23 protein-coding genes are annotated in these 19,111 nt (G+C 72.2%); 15 read left to right on the top strand and 8 right to left on the bottom strand.

Translation table 11 applies throughout. The features are described from left to right. Positions 1 to 13: 13 nt before the first annotated feature. Positions 14 to 1,543 carry a helix-turn-helix domain-containing protein gene (locus HT134_RS00205; protein ID WP_175598209.1) on the top strand — a complete coding sequence of 510 codons (1,530 nt, stop codon included), beginning with the start codon at positions 14 to 16 and terminating at the stop codon, positions 1,541 to 1,543. 105 nt (positions 1,544 to 1,648) lie between these two features. Then, positions 1,649 to 2,692 carry a tyrosine-type recombinase/integrase gene (locus HT134_RS00210; protein ID WP_175598210.1) on the top strand — a complete coding sequence of 348 codons (1,044 nt, stop codon included), beginning with the start codon at positions 1,649 to 1,651 and terminating at the stop codon, positions 2,690 to 2,692. A gap of 109 nt (positions 2,693 to 2,801) precedes the next feature. On the opposite strand, the gene HT134_RS00215 is transcribed toward HT134_RS00210, so the two are convergent. Continuing rightward, positions 2,802 to 3,854, bottom strand: coding sequence for a BUD32 family EKC/KEOPS complex subunit (locus HT134_RS00215; RefSeq protein ID WP_246363501.1), 1,053 nt, complete (start codon positions 3,852 to 3,854; stop codon positions 2,802 to 2,804). 244 nt (positions 3,855 to 4,098) lie between these two features. On the opposite strand from HT134_RS00215, the gene HT134_RS00220 reads away from it, so the two are divergent. After that, entirely contained in the window at positions 4,099 to 4,335 is a 237-nt protein-coding gene (locus HT134_RS00220; protein ID WP_175598212.1) for a DUF6289 family protein, read from the top strand. 87 nt (positions 4,336 to 4,422) lie between these two features. On the opposite strand, the gene HT134_RS00225 is transcribed toward HT134_RS00220, so the two are convergent. Then, positions 4,423 to 5,013: a TetR/AcrR family transcriptional regulator gene (locus HT134_RS00225; protein WP_175598213.1), complete on the bottom strand. Its 591-nt coding sequence runs from the start codon at positions 5,011 to 5,013 to the stop codon at positions 4,423 to 4,425. Positions 5,014 to 5,105: 92 nt separating this feature from the next. On the opposite strand from HT134_RS00225, the gene HT134_RS00230 reads away from it, so the two are divergent. After that, positions 5,106 to 6,050 carry an SDR family NAD(P)-dependent oxidoreductase gene (locus HT134_RS00230; RefSeq protein ID WP_175598214.1) on the top strand — a complete coding sequence of 315 codons (945 nt, stop codon included), beginning with the start codon at positions 5,106 to 5,108 and terminating at the stop codon, positions 6,048 to 6,050. 22 nt (positions 6,051 to 6,072) lie between these two features. Here HT134_RS00230 and HT134_RS00235 read toward each other — a convergent pair whose 3' ends face one another. Then, positions 6,073 to 7,050, bottom strand: a complete 978-nt coding sequence (locus HT134_RS00235; RefSeq protein WP_175598215.1) for a GlxA family transcriptional regulator — start codon at positions 7,048 to 7,050, stop codon at positions 6,073 to 6,075. A gap of 99 nt (positions 7,051 to 7,149) precedes the next feature. On the opposite strand from HT134_RS00235, the gene HT134_RS00240 reads away from it, so the two are divergent. Further along, the gene (locus HT134_RS00240) at positions 7,150 to 7,995 is read left to right on the top strand and encodes a dienelactone hydrolase family protein (RefSeq protein ID WP_175598216.1); all 846 of its coding nucleotides are present in this window, start codon (positions 7,150 to 7,152) and stop codon (positions 7,993 to 7,995) included. 48 nt (positions 7,996 to 8,043) lie between these two features. Here the strand turns inward: HT134_RS00240 and HT134_RS00245 are convergent, their stop codons facing one another. Further along, positions 8,044 to 8,946, bottom strand: a complete 903-nt coding sequence (locus HT134_RS00245; protein WP_217707109.1) for an RNA polymerase sigma-70 factor — start codon at positions 8,944 to 8,946, stop codon at positions 8,044 to 8,046. 150 nt (positions 8,947 to 9,096) lie between these two features. On the opposite strand from HT134_RS00245, the gene HT134_RS00250 reads away from it, so the two are divergent. Both HT134_RS00250 and HT134_RS00255 read left to right on the top strand, forming a co-directional pair. Then, entirely contained in the window at positions 9,097 to 9,594 is a 498-nt protein-coding gene (locus HT134_RS00250; RefSeq protein ID WP_246363502.1) for a carboxymuconolactone decarboxylase family protein, read from the top strand. Between the two features lie 14 nt (positions 9,595 to 9,608). Continuing rightward, entirely contained in the window at positions 9,609 to 10,367 is a 759-nt protein-coding gene (locus HT134_RS00255) for an SDR family oxidoreductase (RefSeq protein WP_175598219.1), read from the top strand. Between the two features lie 79 nt (positions 10,368 to 10,446). Here the strand turns inward: HT134_RS00255 and HT134_RS00260 are convergent, their stop codons facing one another. Next, entirely contained in the window at positions 10,447 to 10,701 is a 255-nt protein-coding gene (locus HT134_RS00260; protein ID WP_175598220.1) for a helix-turn-helix domain-containing protein, read from the bottom strand. Positions 10,702 to 10,748: 47 nt separating this feature from the next. On the opposite strand from HT134_RS00260, the gene map reads away from it, so the two are divergent. Further along, complete coding sequence (map, locus tag HT134_RS00265) at positions 10,749 to 11,516, top strand: type I methionyl aminopeptidase (protein ID WP_175598221.1); 768 nt, start codon at positions 10,749 to 10,751, stop codon at positions 11,514 to 11,516. A gap of 113 nt (positions 11,517 to 11,629) precedes the next feature. Here map and HT134_RS00270 read toward each other — a convergent pair whose 3' ends face one another. Further along, positions 11,630 to 12,142, bottom strand: coding sequence for a hypothetical protein (locus tag HT134_RS00270; protein WP_175598222.1), 513 nt, complete (start codon positions 12,140 to 12,142; stop codon positions 11,630 to 11,632). Continuing rightward, positions 12,127 to 13,029 carry a MerR family transcriptional regulator gene (locus HT134_RS46660; RefSeq protein WP_312887900.1) on the bottom strand — a complete coding sequence of 301 codons (903 nt, stop codon included), beginning with the start codon at positions 13,027 to 13,029 and terminating at the stop codon, positions 12,127 to 12,129. Before HT134_RS46660 ends, HT134_RS00270 begins: the two co-directional genes overlap by 16 nt. Positions 13,030 to 13,114: 85 nt before the next feature. Between HT134_RS46660 and HT134_RS00280 the strand changes: the two genes are divergently transcribed. The 5 genes from HT134_RS00280 (at position 13,115) to HT134_RS00300 (ending at position 16,404) form a co-directional block, all read left to right on the top strand. Further along, positions 13,115 to 13,876, top strand: coding sequence for a MerR family transcriptional regulator (locus tag HT134_RS00280; protein ID WP_175598223.1), 762 nt, complete (start codon positions 13,115 to 13,117; stop codon positions 13,874 to 13,876). Positions 13,877 to 13,932: 56 nt separating this feature from the next. Further along, positions 13,933 to 14,394 (top strand): pyridoxamine 5'-phosphate oxidase family protein, encoded by a 462-nt coding sequence (locus HT134_RS00285; RefSeq protein WP_175598224.1) that lies wholly within the window; start codon positions 13,933 to 13,935, stop codon positions 14,392 to 14,394. 151 nt (positions 14,395 to 14,545) lie between these two features. Then, entirely contained in the window at positions 14,546 to 15,160 is a 615-nt protein-coding gene (locus HT134_RS00290; RefSeq protein ID WP_175598225.1) for an ankyrin repeat domain-containing protein, read from the top strand. Between the two features lie 12 nt (positions 15,161 to 15,172). Next, complete coding sequence (locus HT134_RS00295; protein ID WP_175598226.1) at positions 15,173 to 15,736, top strand: GNAT family N-acetyltransferase; 564 nt, start codon at positions 15,173 to 15,175, stop codon at positions 15,734 to 15,736. 53 nt (positions 15,737 to 15,789) lie between these two features. After that, positions 15,790 to 16,404: a hypothetical protein gene (locus tag HT134_RS00300; RefSeq protein WP_217707110.1), complete on the top strand. Its 615-nt coding sequence runs from the start codon at positions 15,790 to 15,792 to the stop codon at positions 16,402 to 16,404. A gap of 84 nt (positions 16,405 to 16,488) precedes the next feature. On the opposite strand, the gene HT134_RS00305 is transcribed toward HT134_RS00300, so the two are convergent. Beyond that, positions 16,489 to 17,247: a TetR/AcrR family transcriptional regulator gene (locus HT134_RS00305; RefSeq protein ID WP_175598228.1), complete on the bottom strand. Its 759-nt coding sequence runs from the start codon at positions 17,245 to 17,247 to the stop codon at positions 16,489 to 16,491. Positions 17,248 to 17,332: 85 nt separating this feature from the next. Here HT134_RS00305 and HT134_RS00310 point away from each other — a divergent pair, with 85 nt between their 5' ends. Together HT134_RS00310 and HT134_RS00315 are read left to right on the top strand one after the other, a co-directional pair. Further along, entirely contained in the window at positions 17,333 to 18,277 is a 945-nt protein-coding gene (locus HT134_RS00310) for an ATP-binding cassette domain-containing protein (RefSeq protein ID WP_175598229.1), read from the top strand. Continuing rightward, positions 18,274 to 19,092 carry an ABC transporter permease gene (locus tag HT134_RS00315; RefSeq protein WP_175598230.1) on the top strand — a complete coding sequence of 273 codons (819 nt, stop codon included), beginning with the start codon at positions 18,274 to 18,276 and terminating at the stop codon, positions 19,090 to 19,092. The genes HT134_RS00310 and HT134_RS00315 overlap by 4 nt, the downstream gene beginning before the upstream one ends. Positions 19,093 to 19,111: the final 19 nt, after the last annotated feature.

Consider the following 19,111-nt stretch of genomic DNA (forward strand, 5'->3'; position numbering starts at 1 on the left):
ATTCTCGGCTCTTGTGACAGATGACTACCTTGTGCGGATCGGCCGGTTGATTCGGGACGCGCGCCAGCACCGCGGTTGGACCCAGCTTCAGCTGGCCGATGCCCTGGCCACCAGCCAGAGCGCGGTCAACCGCATCGAGCGCGGCAACCAGAACATCAGTCTTGAGATGATCGCCCGCATCGGCGAGGCGCTCGACAGCGAGATCGTCTCTTTGGGCTACGCCGGCCCGATGCACCTGCGCGTGGTCGGGGGCCGCCGCCTGTCGGGCAGCATCGACGTCAAGACCTCCAAGAACGCGTGCGTGGCCCTGCTGTGCGCGTCCCTGCTCAACTCCGGCCGCACCATCCTGCGCAAGGTGGCTCGCATCGAGGAGGTCTACCGCATCCTGGAGGTGCTGGCCTCCATCGGTGTGCGCGCCCGGTGGATCAACGAGGGCAACGACCTGGAGATCATTCCTCCGGCTCGCCTGGAGCTGGAGGCCATGGACACCGAGGCGGCTCGCCGTACCCGCAGTGTCATCATGTTCCTGGGTCCGTTGATGCACCGTACCGACCAGTTCCAGATCCCCTACGCCGGCGGCTGCGACCTGGGGACCCGTACCGTGCAGCCGCACATGTCCGCTCTGAAGCACTTCGGGCTGGACATCACCGCGACCGGCGGCTTCTACCACGCCCGCGTGGACCGTGGCGCCGCCCCCGGGCGTCCGATCGTGCTGACCGAGCGCGGTGACACCGTCACGGAGAACGCGCTGCTGGCGGCGGCCCGCCACGACGGCGTCACGGTCATCCGCAACGCCTCCTCCAACTACATGGTGCAGGACCTGTGCTTCTTCCTGGAGGAGCTGGGGGTGCGGGTGGAGGGCATCGGCACCACCACGTTGACCGTGCACGGGCTGGCCACGATCGAGCGTGACGTCGACTACTCCCCGTCGGAGGACCCGGTGGAGGCGATGAGCCTGCTGGCCGCGGCCGTCGTCACCTCCTCGGAGCTGACGATCTGCCGCGTGCCGGTGGAGTTCCTGGAGATCGAGCTCGCGGTGCTGGAGGAGATGGGCCTGGACCACGACCGGGGCGCCGAGTACCACGCCGCCAACGGCCGTACCCGGCTGGTGGACCTGACGGTGCGGCCCTCCAAGCTGGTCTCCCCCATCGACAAGATCCATCCGATGCCGTTCCCGGGCCTGAACATCGACAACGTCCCGTTCTTCGCGGCGATCGCGGCGACGGCCCAGGGTTCCACGCTGATCCACGACTGGGTCTACGACAACCGCGCCATCTACCTGACGGAGCTGACGCGGCTGGGCGCCTCGGTCAAGCTGCTCGATCCGCACCGTGTGCTCGTGGAGGGCCCCACCCGCTGGCGCAGCGCGGAGATGATGTGCCCGCCCGCGTTGCGTCCGGCCGTGGTGGTGCTGCTGGCCATGATGGCCGCCGAGGGTACCTCGGTGCTGCGCAACGTGTATGTGATCAACCGCGGGTACGAGGATCTCGCCGAACGGCTCAACGCGCTCGGCGCGCGCATCGAGACCTTCCGCGACATCTGAGTTTCTGTCGGTGGCGGCCGCTACCGTCTCCCTCGTGGATCTTGAGTTGGTCCGTACGGCCTCGCTGGTCGTGCGGGCCGGCCACGCGAGTGGAGGAGGGGGACGGTGCGGCCTGCGCAGCTCGAACGGGTGACGGTGGCCGAGGCGGCGGACCGCTACGTGGAACTGGTGCGGGCGCGGACGCTGACGGGGGCCCTGTCCCCCGCCACCGCCGAGGTCTACGCCCGTGACGTGGCGACGCTGGTGGACCTGGCCGGTGGGGAGCGGGTGCTCGACGACCTGACGGGTCAGGACATCGACGCGATCCTGCTGGCCTTCGCCCGTAAGCCCGACGGCCGGCGCAGCCAGGCCGCCGACGGCACGGCGCCGGGTCAGTCCCCGTCCTCCCAGGCCCGTTTCCGCCGGTCGGTGTCGGCGCTGTTCAAGCACGCCCTGCTGGCGGGTTGGGTGCAGCTCGACCCGATGACGGTCTCCACCGTGACGGCGCGTCAGCGTGGCGGGCTGCGGCCCGAGCGGCGCGCGTTGACCCGTGAGCAGGCCCAGGGGCTCATCGGCGCCGCCCGTACCTTGGAGGAGGCGCCGCAGCAGGGCCGCCGTGACCAGCGTATGGAGTCGCGTGACGCGCTCATCGTGCTGCTGCTGTCCACGATGGGGCCGCGGGTGTCCGAGCTGGTCCGCGCCAATGTCGAGGACTTCTACACCAACGACGGTGTCCGCTACTGGCGCATCTTCGGCAAGGGGGGCCGCACGCGCGACGTCCCGCTGCCTCAGGCTGTGGCCGAGGCTCTCGACGCTTACCTGGAGCGTGGCCGGCCGCTGGTGGCCGAGCGGGCCGTCGGTTCCGACGGCAAGGCGTTGCTGTTGTCGTGGCGGGGCCGGCGCCTGGCTCGCGGCGCGGTGCAGGGGGTGATCGATCGGGTGCAGGCCCGCGTCGACCCGGCTCAGCGCCGTTCGGTCACTCCGCACGGTTTACGGCACACGACGGCCACTCACCTGCTGGCCGACGCGGTCGACATGGACGCCGTGCGCCGGGTCCTGGGCCACAGTGACCTGTCGACGCTGGGCCGCTATCGTGACGAGCTGCCGGGTGAGCTTGAGGTGGCGATGCGCATCCACCCGCTGCTGCGCGAGCCGAACCGGGGCGGCTGACCTGCCGGGGTCGCGGCTTCGCGCGCCGAGCGGGGGGCGCGGCGTGGTGGCGTCGGTCCGGGATGTCCCGTCGTGACCGGCCCGGCGGCGCCTGCTCGCAGGAAGCCGGCTACTGGAGTGGCAGGGCGTGGCGTGCGGCGACCTGGCGGATCTCCTCCAGCGGGTACGGCGTCGTCCTGCTCTCCCTCTGCAGGGCGTGGTAGAAGTCGTTCAGCACGGTGGCCAGCGGGCTGTGCCGCGACAGCAGGGCCGCGACCTCGCCCGGCACGCCGGCCGGCCGCTCCCCCGCCGCCCAGCCCCGCACCAGGACGCGGCGTCCCGGCCAGTCGGCGCCGTGGAAGGCGCCGGCGAGCCAGTTCACCAGGTACGTCAGCGTGTAGGTGCGGTCGAAGGTGAGGTGCCGGTGGTAGAAGAGCTGTTCGGCCGGCGACAGCTCGAACCGGGTCGAGGTGGCCTGCCCGAAGTCGGTCAGGTAGACGCGGCGCCCGTCGGTGAGGATGTTGTCGAAATGCGCGTCGAAGTGCAGCAGGCCGCCCGTGTTGAGGAAGGACACGGCCGCACGCACTCCCTGGTCGGCCAGGGCGCAGGCGCGGTCGGCGTCGCCCGCGCGCACGCGTTCCTGCAGCCACTGGTTCAGGTTGCGGGGAATGTACTCCAGGAAGAGTGTCAGGCTGGCCGGGGCCTGTGCCAGCGCTTCGAGGCGGCGGCGTACGCCGGGCGCGCCCTCCCAGAAGGTGACCGCCTGATCGACGTCGGCCGGGTCCGTGTACGGCGGGGCGGGCTCGGCCTCGGGCAGTACCCGCCAGTGATACAGCAGCGGGAAGCCGCCGAAGCGGCCCTTCAGCACCCACTCGGTGGTCATGGTGTGCGCGGCCAGTTCGCGCCAGGCGCCGAAGCGGGGTGAGCCGATGCCGTACTGGCAGAACGGCGGCAGCCCGAACAGGTCGGCCGTCGAGTGCGGGTGGCGTAGTTCGGGTTCGGTGAGGGGGACGCGTTTGACGAAGACCGAGGTGCCGTCGACCTCGAGCCGTGCGGAGGTCCCGCCGATGCCGGTGCCGAGGGGCACGGCCTGGCGTTCCAGGAGCCTGGCCAGTCGCCGGTCGTCGTAGCGGGCCATGGTCCGGGAAACGTGGCCGTGGGTGGCCAGCCGCGCGTCCATCATCATGATCACTTTACCGGGCCGATGAGGGCCGCCCTCCGTGATCCCCGGTGCCCTGCTTCACGCGCGCGCCGACGGTCGGCGGCTCGGCGGGAATGTCCGGCCGCACATGGGCGGCACCCCGGCAGGCCGCGGGCGCGTGTCGCGTGAGCGCCGGGGGTGAGCGGCTCTTGCGTTCCCTCGCCGCGGGACGGATCATGCGAGCAACGTGATCTTCGTGCTGTTCCCGTTCGAGGAAGGACGATTCATGATCCGTCGCGTCCTGGCCGCCGCGGCCCTGACCACCGCGGCGTTCGCCACCGTGCCGACCGGCGCGCAGGCCGCCCCCGCCTGCCGAGCCGGCTACATGTGCAACACGCAGTACTACTCCGACGCCGCCCACACCAACCTCGTCGGGGTCAAGACGGAGTTCTGCGACGGCGAGGTCTCCACCTGGGGCCGGCTCAGCGGTTACATCGTCTGGTCCACCAGCCCCTGCAACTGACGCGCTCCCGTTCCGGCCGGGCGCGGGTGACCGTCCCCGCCCGGCCGGAGCCACGTCCGCGGCCGGGCGGCCGCACGATGGGGCGGTTCAGGCGGGCCGGGGCGAGGCGGGCCAGCCGGATTCGAGAAGGTCGAAGATGGCGTCGAGCGCGGCCCGGGGGTCGGGTTCGGCGCCCGCGAGGTCGGGGATCTCCAGGACGTAGCGGGCCAGGGCGCGGACGGTCATGTCGCGGGGGTCGCGGCCGCTGTCGGTGGCGATGGCCTCGGCCAGGGCCGCCTCGGCGGCGATCCACAGCTTGCGTGAGTACTCCCGCAGGGCGGGTGTGGCGACGATCAGGTCGCGTTTGCGCCGCAGTTCGGGCGGCAGATCGGTGCTGAAGGGCCCCCGGGAGGCCAGGCAGCGGCGCAGGGCCTGCAGCACCGGCTGGCCGGGGGGCCGCTCGCGGACGGCGGCGACCAGCCACAGGCCGCGCTCGGCGCCGTCGTCGAAGATCAGCGCTTCCTTGCCGTCGGGTACGTGCGCGAACAGGGTGGCGACGGAGACGTCGGCCTCCTCGGCGATCTGGGCGACGGTGACGCGGTCGTAGCCGTGCTCGCCGAACAGCCGCAGGGCCGCCTGCGACAGCGCCTGGCGGGTCTGTGCCTTCTTGCGCTCGCGGCGCCCCATCGTCGTCGCCATGCCCCCATCGTAGCGATACCTGAAACGCATACGAATCCATAATGACTATATTTTCGTAGTAACTTCAGGTTCTCTGTGTGGGGAGACATGCCATGACATCCGCTGCCACCTCCTGGGACGTACGGCGCCTGCCGCGCGCCGACGGCAAGAACGTCCTGGTCACCGGCGGCAACGCCGGCATCGGGTACTTCGTCGCCGAACAACTCGCCGGCACCGGCGCCACCGTCGTCCTCGGCTGCCGCGACACCGCCAAGGCCCGCGCCGCCCACGACGCGATCCGCGCCCGCGTCCCCGGCGCCCGCGTCCGCCACATCCGCCTGGATCTGGCCGAACTGTCCTCGCTGGACGCCTCCGTCGACGCCCTGGGACTGCACACCCTGGACGCGGTCGTCTGCAACGCCGGAGTGCTGCTCGACCAGCCGCCACGGCGCCAGAGCGCCGACGGCCACGAGCTGATGTTCGCCACCAACCATCTGGGCCACTACGCGCTGGTCTCACGGCTCCTGCCGCTGCTGACGGCCACACCCGCGAGCCGCGTCGTCACCACCGGCAGCTTCACCGCGAAGTCCGCCGACCTCGACCTCGACGACCTGCAGAGCACGCGCGACTACCGGCCCAAACGCACCTACGCACGCTCCAAACTCGCCCAGATGCTCTTCGGCTTCGAACTCGACCGCCGCCTGCGCGCCGCCGGCAGCACGACGCGCAGCGTGGTCACCCACCCCGGCGGCGCGCTCGACTGCCTGACCCCCGCACGCCCGCCCGTCCACCGCCGCCACGCCGGCCGGCGACTGTGCGCCCTGCCGGCCGGCCTGCTCCTGCAGGGCAAGCAGGCCGCCGCCTGGCCCGCCGTACGGGCCGTGCTCGACCCGTCGGTACGCGGCGGCCAGCTGTGGGGGCCCCGGATGTTCGGGATCCGCGGCCTGCCCACCCTCGAACCCGTCCGCGGCCGCCTGGCCGACACCGAACTCGCGGCGCGCCTGTGGACGGCCACCGCCGCCCTGACCGGCCTCGATCCGAGCCCGGACCTCAGCTGAGCCGCCCCTCCACCAGCCGCCGTCACCGTGGTCCGCCGGCCCGCCGGAAGGCGGCGCGGTAGTGGCTCGGGCGTCGTCCGGTGTGCCGGGCGAACAGGGCGGCGAAGGTGCCGGGATCGCCGTACCCGACCGCGGCGCTGATGCTCGCCACCGTGCGGTCCGTGCTCTCCAGCAGGTGGCGGGCGCGACGGACCCGCGCGGCCTGCAGGTACGCGAGCGGGCTCTGCCCGGTCTCCCGCGCGAAGCGCCGCAGCAGCGTCCGCGTGCTGACCTTGAAGGCGTCCGACAGCGCCGCCAGGTCGTATCGGGCGGCCAGATCCTGGTCGAGGCGCCGCATGACCTGGTGGGAGAACGCGTTTCCCGGCCGCGCGAGCAGGCGCGCGTCGACGTAGGGGGCCTGCGACGAGCGCGCGTCGTCCAGGAGCGCCACCCGCGCGGTCGCCCGCGCCACGCCGGCGCCGCTGTGCCGGCGGATCAGGTCCAGCGCGAAGTCGTACATGGCGCTGAAGGCCGCCGTCGTCGTCACCCCCGTGTCGGTGACGACCAGGCACTCGGGCCGCACGTCGGCCTCGGGGCAGCGCCGAGCCAGCTCGTCCGCGTGGAGCCAGGCCGTCGTGGCGCGGCGCCCGCGCAGCAGGCCGGCCTCGGCCAGCAGGAACGCACCGACACAGATCGACACGACGACACCGCCCGCGGCGGCGTGCGAGCCGATCGCCGCGATCTCCAAGGCCAGGGGCGCCAGCTTCGCGTCCACCTCCAGGCCCGCAACGAGCTCCAGGCCCGGCACGATGAGGACGTCGACCTCGCGCAGCGGTGAGACGTCCAACGCCGCGCCACCTGAGGCGGCGACGCGGCGGCGGGGCGAGACGATCGACACCTCGTACCCGCCGCTGCCGGGTCCGGCGACGTGCGTGGCCATCGTCAGCAGGTCGGGGACGCCGAACACCTCGGAGGCGAAGCAGCCCGGATAGGCCAGGACACCCACTCGCAACGCGCCCACAAGCTCGCCTCCCCCACCCGTCGCCTGTGGCGAGATTACCCGCACACCTGGCGATCCCGCCTCTGACGGCGTGCGGGGCCGCCGGTCCAGGCTGTCACCATGAACGCTGCCCGCGGACCACGCGACGACATGATCACGGACTTCTCGCGCCTGCTCGTGGAGGTGGAGGGGGTGGTCAAGACGGTGTACACCGGCGGCCGCGGGCCGGCCGTCGTCATGATGCCGGAGATGCCCGGCATCAGTCCTGACGTCCTTCGGCTCGCGCGATGGATACGCGATGCGGGCTTCACCGTCCATGTTCCCTCACTCTTCGGCACCGACGGCGCCTATCCCACGGCTGAGGACGGCAGGCAGGTCGTGCGCCGCGCGTGTGTCAGCGCCGAGTTCCGCGCGTTCGCCGGGGGCGGCACCAGCCCGGTCACCGCGTGGCTGCGTGGACTGGCCCGCCAGGCCCACGCCGCGTGCGGCGGCCCGGGAGTCGGCGCGATCGGGCTGTGCTTCACCGGCAACTTCGCCCTCACCATGACGCTGGAGCCCGCTGTCATCGCCCCCGTGGTCAACCACCCGTCGCTGCCGCTGGACGACCCCGCCGGACTGGAGCTCAGCGAGGAGGACGCGCGCGCGGTCCGCGAGCGGGTCGCGCGCGACGGGCTGAAGGTGCTCGCCTACCGCTTCGAGGGCGACCGCTGGTGCACCGGCCGGCGCTTCGCCGCCTACCGGGCGCTGCTCGGCGACGCCTTCGACGGCCGTGTCCTTCCCGACAGCGCCGCCAACCCCAGCCCTCCCCCGTTCTTCGCCGACGTGGTCGAAACCCCCCACAGCGTCGTCACCGCCCACCTCCTCGACCAGGACGGGCATCCCACGCTGAACGCCAGGGACGAGATCATCGCCTTCCTGACCGACCGGTTGAACCCGTCCGCACCCCGCGCGAGGCGATCCGGCTGAACGACCGGGCTCAGCGGATCACGTCGGGCTCAGCAGGTCACGCCGGGCTCAGCGGGTCACGGCGGTCTCCCGCTCCACGCGCGACAGCTTCTCGGGATTGCGCACGTGGTAGGCGCCGGTGACGTAGCCGTTCTCCACGCGCACCGCCACCACCCCGTCGACCTGCCCGTCGACGCGTACGAGCAGCCCCGGGCCGCCGTTGATCTGCACCAGCTCGACCGACCTGTGCGCGTCCCGCTTCCACCAGCCCACCGCCAGCAGGCGAGCCACGTTGTCGATCCCCACCACGGGCCGCAGCAGCGCGTGCCGGATCCCGCCGCCGTCGCTGAGGGCGACCACGTCCGGCGCGAGCACGTCGAGCAGGCTCTGCAGGTCGCCGGTCTCCACCGCCCGCTGGAAGGCCCGCAGCGCGGCCCGGTGCTCGGCGGGCGAGCCGGGGCCGCGCGGCCGGCGCGCGGCGACGTGCGCGCGTGCCCGGTGGGCGATCTGGCGGACCGCGGCCGGGCTCTTGCCGACGGCCCCGGCGATCTCCTCGTAGTCCAGGCCGAACACCTCGCGCAGCACGAACACCGCCCGCTCGGTCGGCTGGAGGGTCTCCAGCACCAGCAGCATCGCCATGGAGACACTGTCGGCCAGCTCGACGTCCTCGGCCACGTCGGGCGCGGTCAGCAGCGGCTCGGGCAGCCACGGCCCGACGTAGGACTCCTTGCGCCGGCCGAGCGTGCGCAGCCGCTTCAGCGCCTGCCGGGTGGCGATCCGGACCAGGTACGCGCGCTGGTCCAGCACCTGGCCCAGGTCGACGCCCATCCACCGCAGCCAGCTCTCCTGCAGGACGTCCTCGGCGTCGGCGGCCGAGCCGAGCAGCTCGTAGGCCAGGGTGAACAGCAGGTTGCGGTGGGCGACGAACGCCTCGGTGGCCGGGTCCATGCGGCTGTCACGAGCGAGGTCCATGCCCATACGATCCCGGCTCCTGCCGCAGTGTGACACCCGCGGCCGGTGGCCTATGTCACACCGGCCCGGCTGTCACACGCGGCGGCCCACCGGGATCTCTTGCCCGTACCGCACGACACCACGAGCAAGGAAGTCTCCACCATGTCCACCATGTCCACACCCACGCCGACCGGCCCGCGCTCGCGCATGCCCAGCCCGCTGCCCTTCCTGCCCGAGATGGCGGAGGTGGGCGAAGGGCTGCACAAGGCCCTGCGCAACAGTGCGATCCCGGCGACGACCATCGCCCTGCTGCAGCTGCGCGCCGGGCAGCTGCTCGGCAGCACGTACTTCACCATCCGGGAGACGGCGAACCTGCGCGGGATCGGCGAGTCGCAGGAGCGCATCACCGCCGTGGCCACCTGGCGGGACGCCACCTGCTTCACCGCCGCCGAACGGGTCGCGCTGGAGCTCGTGGAGGCGGTCCTCACCCCGAACCCGTCCGGGGAACGCGTCCCCGACGAGCTGTATGCCAGGGCGGCCGAGCACTACGACGACAAGGCGATGTGGTCGCTCATCATGGCGATCGCCCACATCGGCTTCTTCACCCCCGCGGCGCTCATCGCCAAGCCGATCCCCGGCATGCCCCCGGGTCAGAACTACAGCGCGTGAGAAAGGCACCCAGCATGACCATCACCACGTTCGCGGTCGCCGGAGCGACCGGACGGCTGGGACGCCACGTCGTCGAGGTCCTGGCCGAGCGGGGGCACCGGGTGGTGCCGATGTCGCGGGCCACCGGCGTGGACGTCATCACCGGCGACGGCCTGGCCGAGGCGCTCACCGGCGTGGACGTCATCGTCGACGTCGCCTCCTGGCACGCCTCCGAGCAGGAGGCGGCGACGGAGTTCTTCCGCACCTCGGCCCGCAACCTGCACGCGGCGGGCCGCAAGGCGGGAGTCGCCCGGATCGTCGCGGCGTCCATCATCGGCGTCGACAAGGCCACCACGGGTTTCCTGGCCGCCAAGAAGGTGCACGAAGAGGTCCTTTCGGCCGGGCCGCTGCCGGTCCGCATCCTGCGGGCCGCGCAGTTCCACGAGTTCGTCGGCCAGCTCCTGGACTGGCAGCCGGGCGACGTGGCCCACATCCCGGCCTTGCCCACCCAGCTCGTGGCCTGCCGCACCGTGGCCGAGGAACTGGTCGGCCTCGCGCTCGACCCGGAGGCGCCCGCTCCGGGAACGCCGATCCCCGAGATCGCCGGACCCCGCGAGGAGACCATGGCGCGCGCGGCCCGGCTCCTCGGCGCCCGCCGGGGCGTCAAGGTCGTCGGCGTCGACGGCTCCGGCATGCCCGACGCCGAGCTCGCCGCCGGCGGCGCCTTCCTGCCCGGCCCGCACGCCAAGCTCGCCGGACCCACCTTCCAGGAGTGGCTCGACACCCAACCCTGAACCCGGCCGTACGGCCCAGCGAGAACGCCGCGTCCCTGCCATGCCCGCGCACGGGCATGGCAGGGACGCACGAAGCGGGTCAGCCGGGTACGGCGGGTGTGACGCGGTCGGCCAGCCGGTCCAGGGAGACGCCGAGCACGTCGGCCAGCGCCGCGATGGTGAAGAACGCCGGCGTGGCGATGCGACCCGTCTCGATCTTGCGGAGCGTCTCGGCCGACATGCCCGCCGCGGCGGCGACCTCGACGATGCTGCGCTCGCCCCGCGCCAGGCGCAGGGTCACGCCGAGCTGCTCGCCGCGCAGCCGCTCCTCGGGTGTCAGCGGTGGCCGTACCATGTCTCCATCCTACAGCGCGGTATAAGAATACCGGTATAGTTATCGCCATGGTTGAGATCAAAACCGCCGCCGAACTCGACGCCATGCGCGAAGCCGGCCGCATCGTCGCCCGAGCCATCCAAGCCGTCGCCCACCACGCCACACCCGGCACACGCCTCGACGAACTCGACGAAATCGCCGCCACCGTCATCGCCGAAGCCGGCGCCACCCCCGCCTTCCTCGGCTACCACCCGCCCTTCGCCCCCACGCCCTACCCGGCGGTCATCAGCACCTCCGTCAACGACGTCATCGTCCACGGCATCCCCACCGCCTACCGGCTGCGCGAAGGCGACGTGCTCAGCATCGACTGCGGCGCCTACCTCGACGGATGGGCCGGCGACAGCGCCACCACCATCACCATCGGACCCCCGTCGCCGGCCGACGCCACCCTCATCGAGGCCACCGCCCGAGCCCTCGACAACGCCATCGCCGCCGCCGTCCCCGGAAACCGCATCGGCGACATCAGCCACGCCATCGCCACCACCGCCCGAGCCGCCGGCTACGGCTACCCCCTCGACTTCGGCGGCCACGGCATCGGCCGCCACATGCACGAAGACCCCCACGTCGCCAACCACGGCCGGCCCGGCCGCGGCCTGCCCCTACGCCCCGGCCTCGTCCTGGCCCTCGAACCCATGTTCATCGCCGGAGGAGCCCACCGCTACCGCACCGCCCCCGACGGCTGGTCCCTGACCACCCACGACCGAAGCCGCGCCGCCCACGCCGAACACACCGTCGCCATCACCGACGACGGCCCCCGCATCCTCACCCTGCCCTGACCCTCGCTCCGGCGCTGCGGCACACCTCCCGGGCCCAGGCGGCCGCCCGCCCGGCAACCGCACACCCGCCGCCGCCACACTGACGCATCGCGACGGCGGGACACCCGGCGACCTCAGCCCAGCCGCACCGGCTGACGCAGCACCGTCCGCGGCCGCGGATCGTCCAACGGCGTCAGATACACCTCATGATGCGGCCCGTTCGGCACCAGAGCACGCTCCGCCATGAACTCCTCCATCACCTTCAACGTCACGTACTCCTCGCTGAACGGCCCCTCATGCAACGCCTCCACGCACAACCCCTCCGTGTACGTCACCACCCGCACCCGATCCACCGCCGAACCCGGCGAACGCACCGACTCCCGCGCCGCCTCCACCGCCCCCGGCTCCGGCGCGCCCGCCAGCGGCAGCATCAGATGCCAGCGCCACAGCTCCCGCTCCACCTCCAGGCCCGGCCGCGGGTCCTCCACCCACCACTGCCCCTCCAGCGGGCCCGCCGGCCCGCCCATCCCCCCGGCCACCGCGAACAGCGCCCCGATCGCCGCCAGATGCTCAGCGCCGCCCGGCGCCCCCATCCCCGTGACGCTCAGACACGTCGCCGGACCGTACGTCTTCAGCTCCACCAGCATGGCTCCTCCTCCAGAGGGATCATCAGATGAGTCACGAGCTCCTCAGGCGCCGTGACGGACGGATCCGACACGTACACCTCACGGACCGGCCCCCGAACCGCGTGGCGCCGCTCCGCGCACCACGCCAGCACCGCATGAGCGGTCAAGCCGATCTGGTCATAAGGCCCCACATGCGTCGCGCACGCGAACGCACCCCCGGCCAGCACCTCCACCCGCCCCCCGGCCGGCAGCGCCCCCGACGGCGCCCGCTCCACCAGCAGAGCGGCCGCCACGTCCATCCCCTCCTGCATGTCCAGCGGGAACAACCCCACCAGCCGCACCGCCGCCCCCGGCGCCACCTGCTCCGCACCGCCGCCCGAAGATCCACCCCCGGAAGAACCCGTCGCCCCGACGAACTCCAGCAGCCGCGCCATCCCCGCCGACGTCGCCCGCGCCACGTCGGCCTCCCCGGACGCCCATTCGCGCACCACCACCGCCAAGCGCGCCGGCTCCACCACCACCCGCACCTCAGCCGACGGCAACCCCCGCGCCATGACCCGCTCCAGCGACGCCAGCGCGCGACGCCGCCGCGCCAGCTCCGCCTCCAGCCCCTCGCGCACCGACTCCAGCGCCTCAGCAGACCCGTCCAGCACCTGCGCGATGACCGCCAACGGCACATCCATCGACCGCAGCAACCCGATCGACAACGCCGCCCGCGCCTGCGACGCCCGGTAATACCGATAACCGGTCGCCTCGTCCACCCACGCCGGCGCCAGCAGCCCCAGCTCCCCGTAGTGCCGCACCTGCTTGACGCTCAACCGGCCCAGCCGCGCGAACGCCCCGATCGGCAACAACTCCTCGTCGTCCACGCCCCACAGCATGGCCTCTCCCCCCATGGGAGAGTCCACCCGCCGGACGGCACACCCGCCGACCGGCCACAACCGGCTCCGACCGGCTTGAACCTCACGCCACGTCAGGGTGCAAGGTAGGCCCATGAGCCTCTCCGTCGGACAGGTCGCCAAACTCGCCGGCGTCACCGTCCGCACCCTGCACCACTACGACGAGATCGGCCTGCTCACCCCCGGCGAACGCACCCACGCCGGCTACCGCCGCTACACCGACGCCGACCTCATCCGCCTCCAGCAGATCCTCCTCTACCGCGAACTCGGCTTCCCCCTCGACGAGATCGCCGTCATCCTCGACGCCCCCCACACCGACGAACTCACCCACCTGCGCCGCCAGCACGAACTCCTCACCCGCCAAGCCCACCGGCTCAACGAAGTGATCAACGCCGTGGAACGCGCCCTCAACGCCCACACCCTCCAGATCTCCCTCACCCCCGAGGAACGCTTCGAGATCTTCGGCGCCTTCCGCCCCGAAGACCACACCCCCGAAGTCGAACGCCGCTGGGGCGCCACCCCCCAGTACGCCGAAAGCCGCCGCCGCGTCGCCACCTACACCCAGGCCGACTGGCTGCAGCTCAAAGCCGAAGCCGCCGCCCTCCTCGACGACCTCACCGCCGCCTTCAAAGCCGGCGTCCCCGCCGACAGCGACCACACCATGGACCTCGCCGAACGCCACCGCGGCCACATCAGCCGCTGGTTCTACCCCTGCACCCCCGACATCCACCAGGGCCTCGGCGACCTGTACGTCACCGACCCCCGCTACACCACGACCTTCGACCGCCACGCCCCCGGCCTGGCCGCCTACCTCCGCCTGGCCATTCACGCCAACGCCACCCGCCACCCCGCCTGAGCGGCGCCCTCTATACGATCGGCTCGATCTTCCGACCAGCCCCAGGAGCCGACCCGATGACGCCGCCGCCCGCCCGGCCCGCCCACCAGCGCAAACACGACACCCTGCACCGGCTGGAGCACGACGTCGACGCCTGGGTCGCCACCGCCGACCCCGGCACCGGCGAGCCGTACATGGTGCCGCTGTCCTTCCTGTGGGACGGCGCCACCCTCCTGCTCGCCACCGCCGCCGCCAGCCCCACCGCCGCCAACCTCCAGGCGAACGGCAAGGCCAGGCTCGGCCTCGGCACCACCCGCGACGTGGTGCTCATCGAGGGCACCGTCGAGACCCTGCGCATGGCCGACCTCTCCACGCAGGCCGGGGACGCCTTCGCCGCCAAGACCGGCTTCGACCCGCGCGAGCTCGCCAGCCCGTACCTGTACTTCCGCGTGCGGCCACAACGCGTCCAGGCGTGGCGCGAGGTCAACGAGCTCGACGAGCGTGACCTGATGACCGGCGGCCGCTGGCACGTCGAGTAGAGCCTCGCGCACGCCCATCACCGGCGGCCGTACCGGCGTCGCCGGCATCCCCGCTACGCTCGTCCTCGCCGGCGGGGTCCCGCTCGTCCCCGGTGGCGCCCCCGTAGCGGGCGCCGGCCGGCTCCGCTGACCGGCGCGAGGAGGACAAACCGTGCTCGACGACGAACTGCTGGCCGCTGCCGCGCGAGGCGACGTCGCGGCCGTCCGCGACGCGCTGGCCGCCGGGGCGGACATCGAGGCCCGCGACGGGCGGCGCCGCACCGCCCTGCTGCTGGCCGCGGCGGCCGACCACGTCGAGGTGGCCAAGGCGCTGGTCGCCGCCGGCGCCGACCCGAACGCCCCCGACGACCGGCACGACACCCCCTGGCTGGTCACCGGGGTCACGGGAAGCGTCGCGATGCTCAGGACGCTCCTGCCGGCCGGCCCGGACCTGACCATGCGCAACCGCTACGGCGGCGTATCCCTCATACCCGCCTGCGAGCGCGGTCACGTGGACTACGTCCGCGAGGTGCTCACCACCGGCATCGACGTCGACCACGTCAACGACCTGGGCTGGACCGGCCTGCTGGAGGCCGTCATCCTCGGCGACGGAAGCCGCCCGTACCAGGAGATCGTCCGCCTGCTCGTCGCCGCCGGAGCCGACGTCGACCTCCCCGACCGCGACGGCGTCACCCCGCTCGCCCACGCCACCGCCAAGGGCCAGAGCGAGGTGGCCGCCCTGCTCGTCGCCGCCGGAGCGCGGCAGGGCCCGCCGGCGGTGCTCTAAGATCACGGGCCTATGAGCCACCTGCCCACGCTGTCCGCCACGCAGATCCCCTCGCCACGACTCCTGCTGCGCACGGCCGTGCACGACAGCGACCGCGAAGGACTCATCGAGCTCGCCACCGATCCCGAGGTCCGGGCACACCTCGGCGGTCCCCGGCCGCGCGGCGAGGTCGAACAGCACGTGGACGCGGTCCTGGCCGCCGGGGCCACCTCCAGGCCTGGCAGCTACATCATCGCCGACACCACGACGAACCAGGTGATCGGGACGTTGACGCTCGCCCGCCGCTCGCGCGACAACCCCGGGCATGTCACCGAAGACGGCGAAGAACTGGAGCTCGGCTATGTGCTGCGGCGCGCCGCATGGGGCTCGGGGCTGGCGTTCGAGGCCGCGACGGCGGCGTTGCGTGCCGCGGCCGGCGAACTCCCCGACCAGCCGGTGGTGCTCGTGACCCAGAGCGCGAACACGCGCTCCCTGAGACTCGCCGCCCGCCTCGGCTTCCGCCCCGTCAGCACGTTCGAGGAGTTCGGCGCCGAGCAGACCCTCTGCACCGCCCCCCTGTCCCTGTTCCGGCTCTGATCATGGCGGGCAAGCGCGCCGCCCGGGCCGCACGAGCCGCACGGTCGATCGACGTGACGGACCTTCCCGAGGACCTCGTCGCGCTCATCGACGCCCTGGAGCCCGGCGAGGAACTGCTCATCACGCGCGACGGCGAGTCGATCGCGGCCCTGTCCAGCACCGTTCGCGTGCTGCACGGCACCGTCGTCGATCCCGTCACCGCGGAGCAGGCCGACGAACCACCCGCGATCGACTACGACGACGTGACGGTCGTCGCCACCGCGATGAAGCTGTCGGCCTCGGCTCGCGTGTCGCTGTCTGCCCAGCTCGGCTCCGACTACGTCGTGCTCGACATGCACGCGGCTCCCACGACGGCCGACGTGCTGCTGACGCCGCCGGTCAGCCCCCAGCTGATCGCCTCCCTGCGGTCGATGTTCCCCCAGGCCCGCGTCATCGTCACCGAGATCGAGGACGACGAGCTCGGAGTCGACTACTACGGCCCGGTCCGGCGCCTGCTCGACGCCGGCGCGCAGGCGTATCTGCCGCCGGCCACCATCCCGCGTCTGGCCAGGCAGCTCGACCACGCCCTCACCCAGCTGCGCCCGAGCCTCGGCGAGGCCACCACACCGCTGGAGATCGAACCCGCCACGCGCCCACCCGCCGACACCCCGGATGAGGAAGGCCGCTGATCGAGGTCATGGCCGTCGTCGTCCCCACCCCGGCCGCCACCGCACCACGGCCTTGCCCGCCCTGAATCCGGGCACCTGGGCAGCTCAGGCGAGCCGGGCGGCGTCAGGGGCCGGCGGCGACTCGGCCGCCGGCGGGAGGGCCGCGGCGATGCAGTCGAGGACGCGCCGGAGCCCGCACCGGAACTGCTCGTCGCGGCTCAGGTGCGGCTGACGCGCCTCCATCACGATCTTGGTGAAGATCGGGTACTCGCCGCTCTTCACCAGCCGGTCGATGTACGGGTAGCTGCGCGCCATCCACTCCGCCTCGCTGAGCCCGCTGCGGCGAAATTCCCTCGCCGAGCTGATCTCCTCGCGGACGGTGCCCTCGATGTAGCCGTTGAGCATGGCCATGAGGCCGAGGTTCTCGTCGATGGAGACGAAGGCGTCGAGCACTCCCATCAGCCGTTCGACGAGAAGCAGCTGGTTGGGGCCGAAGCTCGGCAGTGACCGCTGCACGGTGGCGATCCACGGGTGCCTCAGCCACATGGCCCGCAGCCCCTCGGCGTAGCGGGTCAGGTCGGCGCGCCAGTCGCCCGAGGGCATGCCCGTGACGTCGATCTCGCCCATCAGCCGGTCGGCCATGAGCTCGACCAGGTTGTCGCGGCTCGGGACGTACCGGTAGAGCGACATCGCGCCGGCGCCGATCTCGGCGGCGATCCGCCGCATGGTGGCGGCCTCCAGCCCTTCGGCGTCGGCGATCCGGACCGCCGCCTCGGTGATCTGCGCGCGGCTGTAGGCCGGCTTGGGCCCGCGGGCCGGGCGCTCGGGCCGCATCCAGATGTTGACGTACTCGGCGTCGGTCACCGTCCCACCTCCTTGTTGCGTACATAGTACCCAATGGTTTAGCGTGACCGCCGTAACCGCGTACAAAGTACCCAGTGGAGGGGTCATGCCAGAACCGATCGTGCTCGCCGAAGGACTGCGCAAGTCCTTCGGCGACACCCACGCCCTACGAGGCCTCGACCTCACCATCCCGAAAGGAACCATCTGCGGCGTACTCGGGCCCAACGGCGCCGGCAAGACGACCGCGGTACGCATCCTGGCCACCCTGTCCGACCCCGACGCCGGACACGCCCGCATCGCCGGATACGACGTCGTCCGCGACGCCGGCCAGGTCCGCGCCAGGATCGGGCTCGCCGGCCAGTACGCCGCCGTGGACGACAAGCTCACCGGCCGAGCCAACCTGCGCATGTTCGCACGCCTGTCCCACCTGCCCCGGCGCCAGGCACACCGGCGAGCCGACGAACTCCTCGAACGCTTCGGCCTCACGGACGCCGCCGACCGCCAAGTCGCCGGCTACTCCGGCGGCATGCGACGCCGCCTCGACCTGATCACCAGCCTCATCCTGCGCCCCCAGGTCCTCTTCCTCGACGAGCCGACCACCGGCCTCGACCCACGCAGCCGCGGCGAGATCTGGGACAACATCCGCGAACTGGTCACCGACGGCACCACCGTGCTGCTCACCACGCAATACCTCGACGAGGCCGACCACCTCGCCGACGACATCGCCGTCGTCGACCACGGACACGTCATCGCCACCGGCACACCCGACCAACTCAAAGCCACCATCGGCGACCGCCTCGACGTCGTCCTCCAAGACCCCGACGCCCTCAACCAGGCGGCAACCGTGCTCAAAGCCCTCACCACCACCGAACCCACCACCACCGGCGCCGACCGGCTCAGCGTCGCCCTGCCGGGCGGCAGCCTCAAGCTCGCCGACGTCGTCCGCGAACTCGACCGCGCCGAAGTGGCCGCCGCCGACGTACGACTGCGCCGCCCCACCCTCGACGAGGTGTTCCTGCGCCTCACCGACCGCAAGCAGACCGTCCGATGACCGCCCTCACCGCACCCCTGGACCGCCTGCGCTGGACACTCACCGACGGCCTCACCCTGGTCGGCCGCGAACTGGCCCGGCTCCGGCAAGAGCCCGGGCAGATCGTCGCCGCGCTCCTCTTCCCGGCCGTCATGGTGGTGCTCTTCGGCTACGTCTTCGGCAGCGCCATCCGCGTACCCGGCGGCGGCGACTACCGCGAATACCTCATGCCCGGCCTGTTCGCCATGGTGACCTTCTCCGCATGGCTGGGCGTCATGACACGGACAGCCTCCGACGCCTCCCGCGGCGTGATGGACCGCTTCCGCTCCATGCCGATGGCGCGCCTGGCGGTGCCGTTCGGACAGACCGGCGCCGACCTGCTGACCGGCCTGCTCATGCTGACCGTCATGGTCACCGCCGGCCTGCTGGTGGGCTGGCAGCCGCACCGCGGCCTGATCCCCACCACGCAGGCGTTCCTGCTGATGATCCTGCTGCGGTACGCACTGAGCTGGGTGGGCGTCTACGTCGGCCTGGCCGTCAAGAACGACCAGATCGCCGACGCGCTGGTGCCACTGGGCCTGCCGTTCACGATGCTGTCCAACGCGTTCGTCCCCACCGGCGGCATGCCGCCCTGGCTGCGCCTGCTCGCCGACTGGAACCCCGTCAGCGCACTTACCGCCGCCACCCGCGAACTGTTCGGCAACCCCGGAGCCCCGTCCGCAACTGCGGCCTGGCCACTCGCACATCCGGTGACCACCGTCCTGCTCTGGTCGGCCACGCTGCTGGCGATCTTCGTCCCGCTGTCACTGCGCGCCTACACCCGACAAGGACGCTGAACGCTTCAGACAGCTGAAC

Source organism: Nonomuraea rhodomycinica (assembly GCF_013363995.1).
GTDB lineage: Bacteria > Actinomycetota > Actinomycetes > Streptosporangiales > Streptosporangiaceae > Nonomuraea > Nonomuraea rhodomycinica.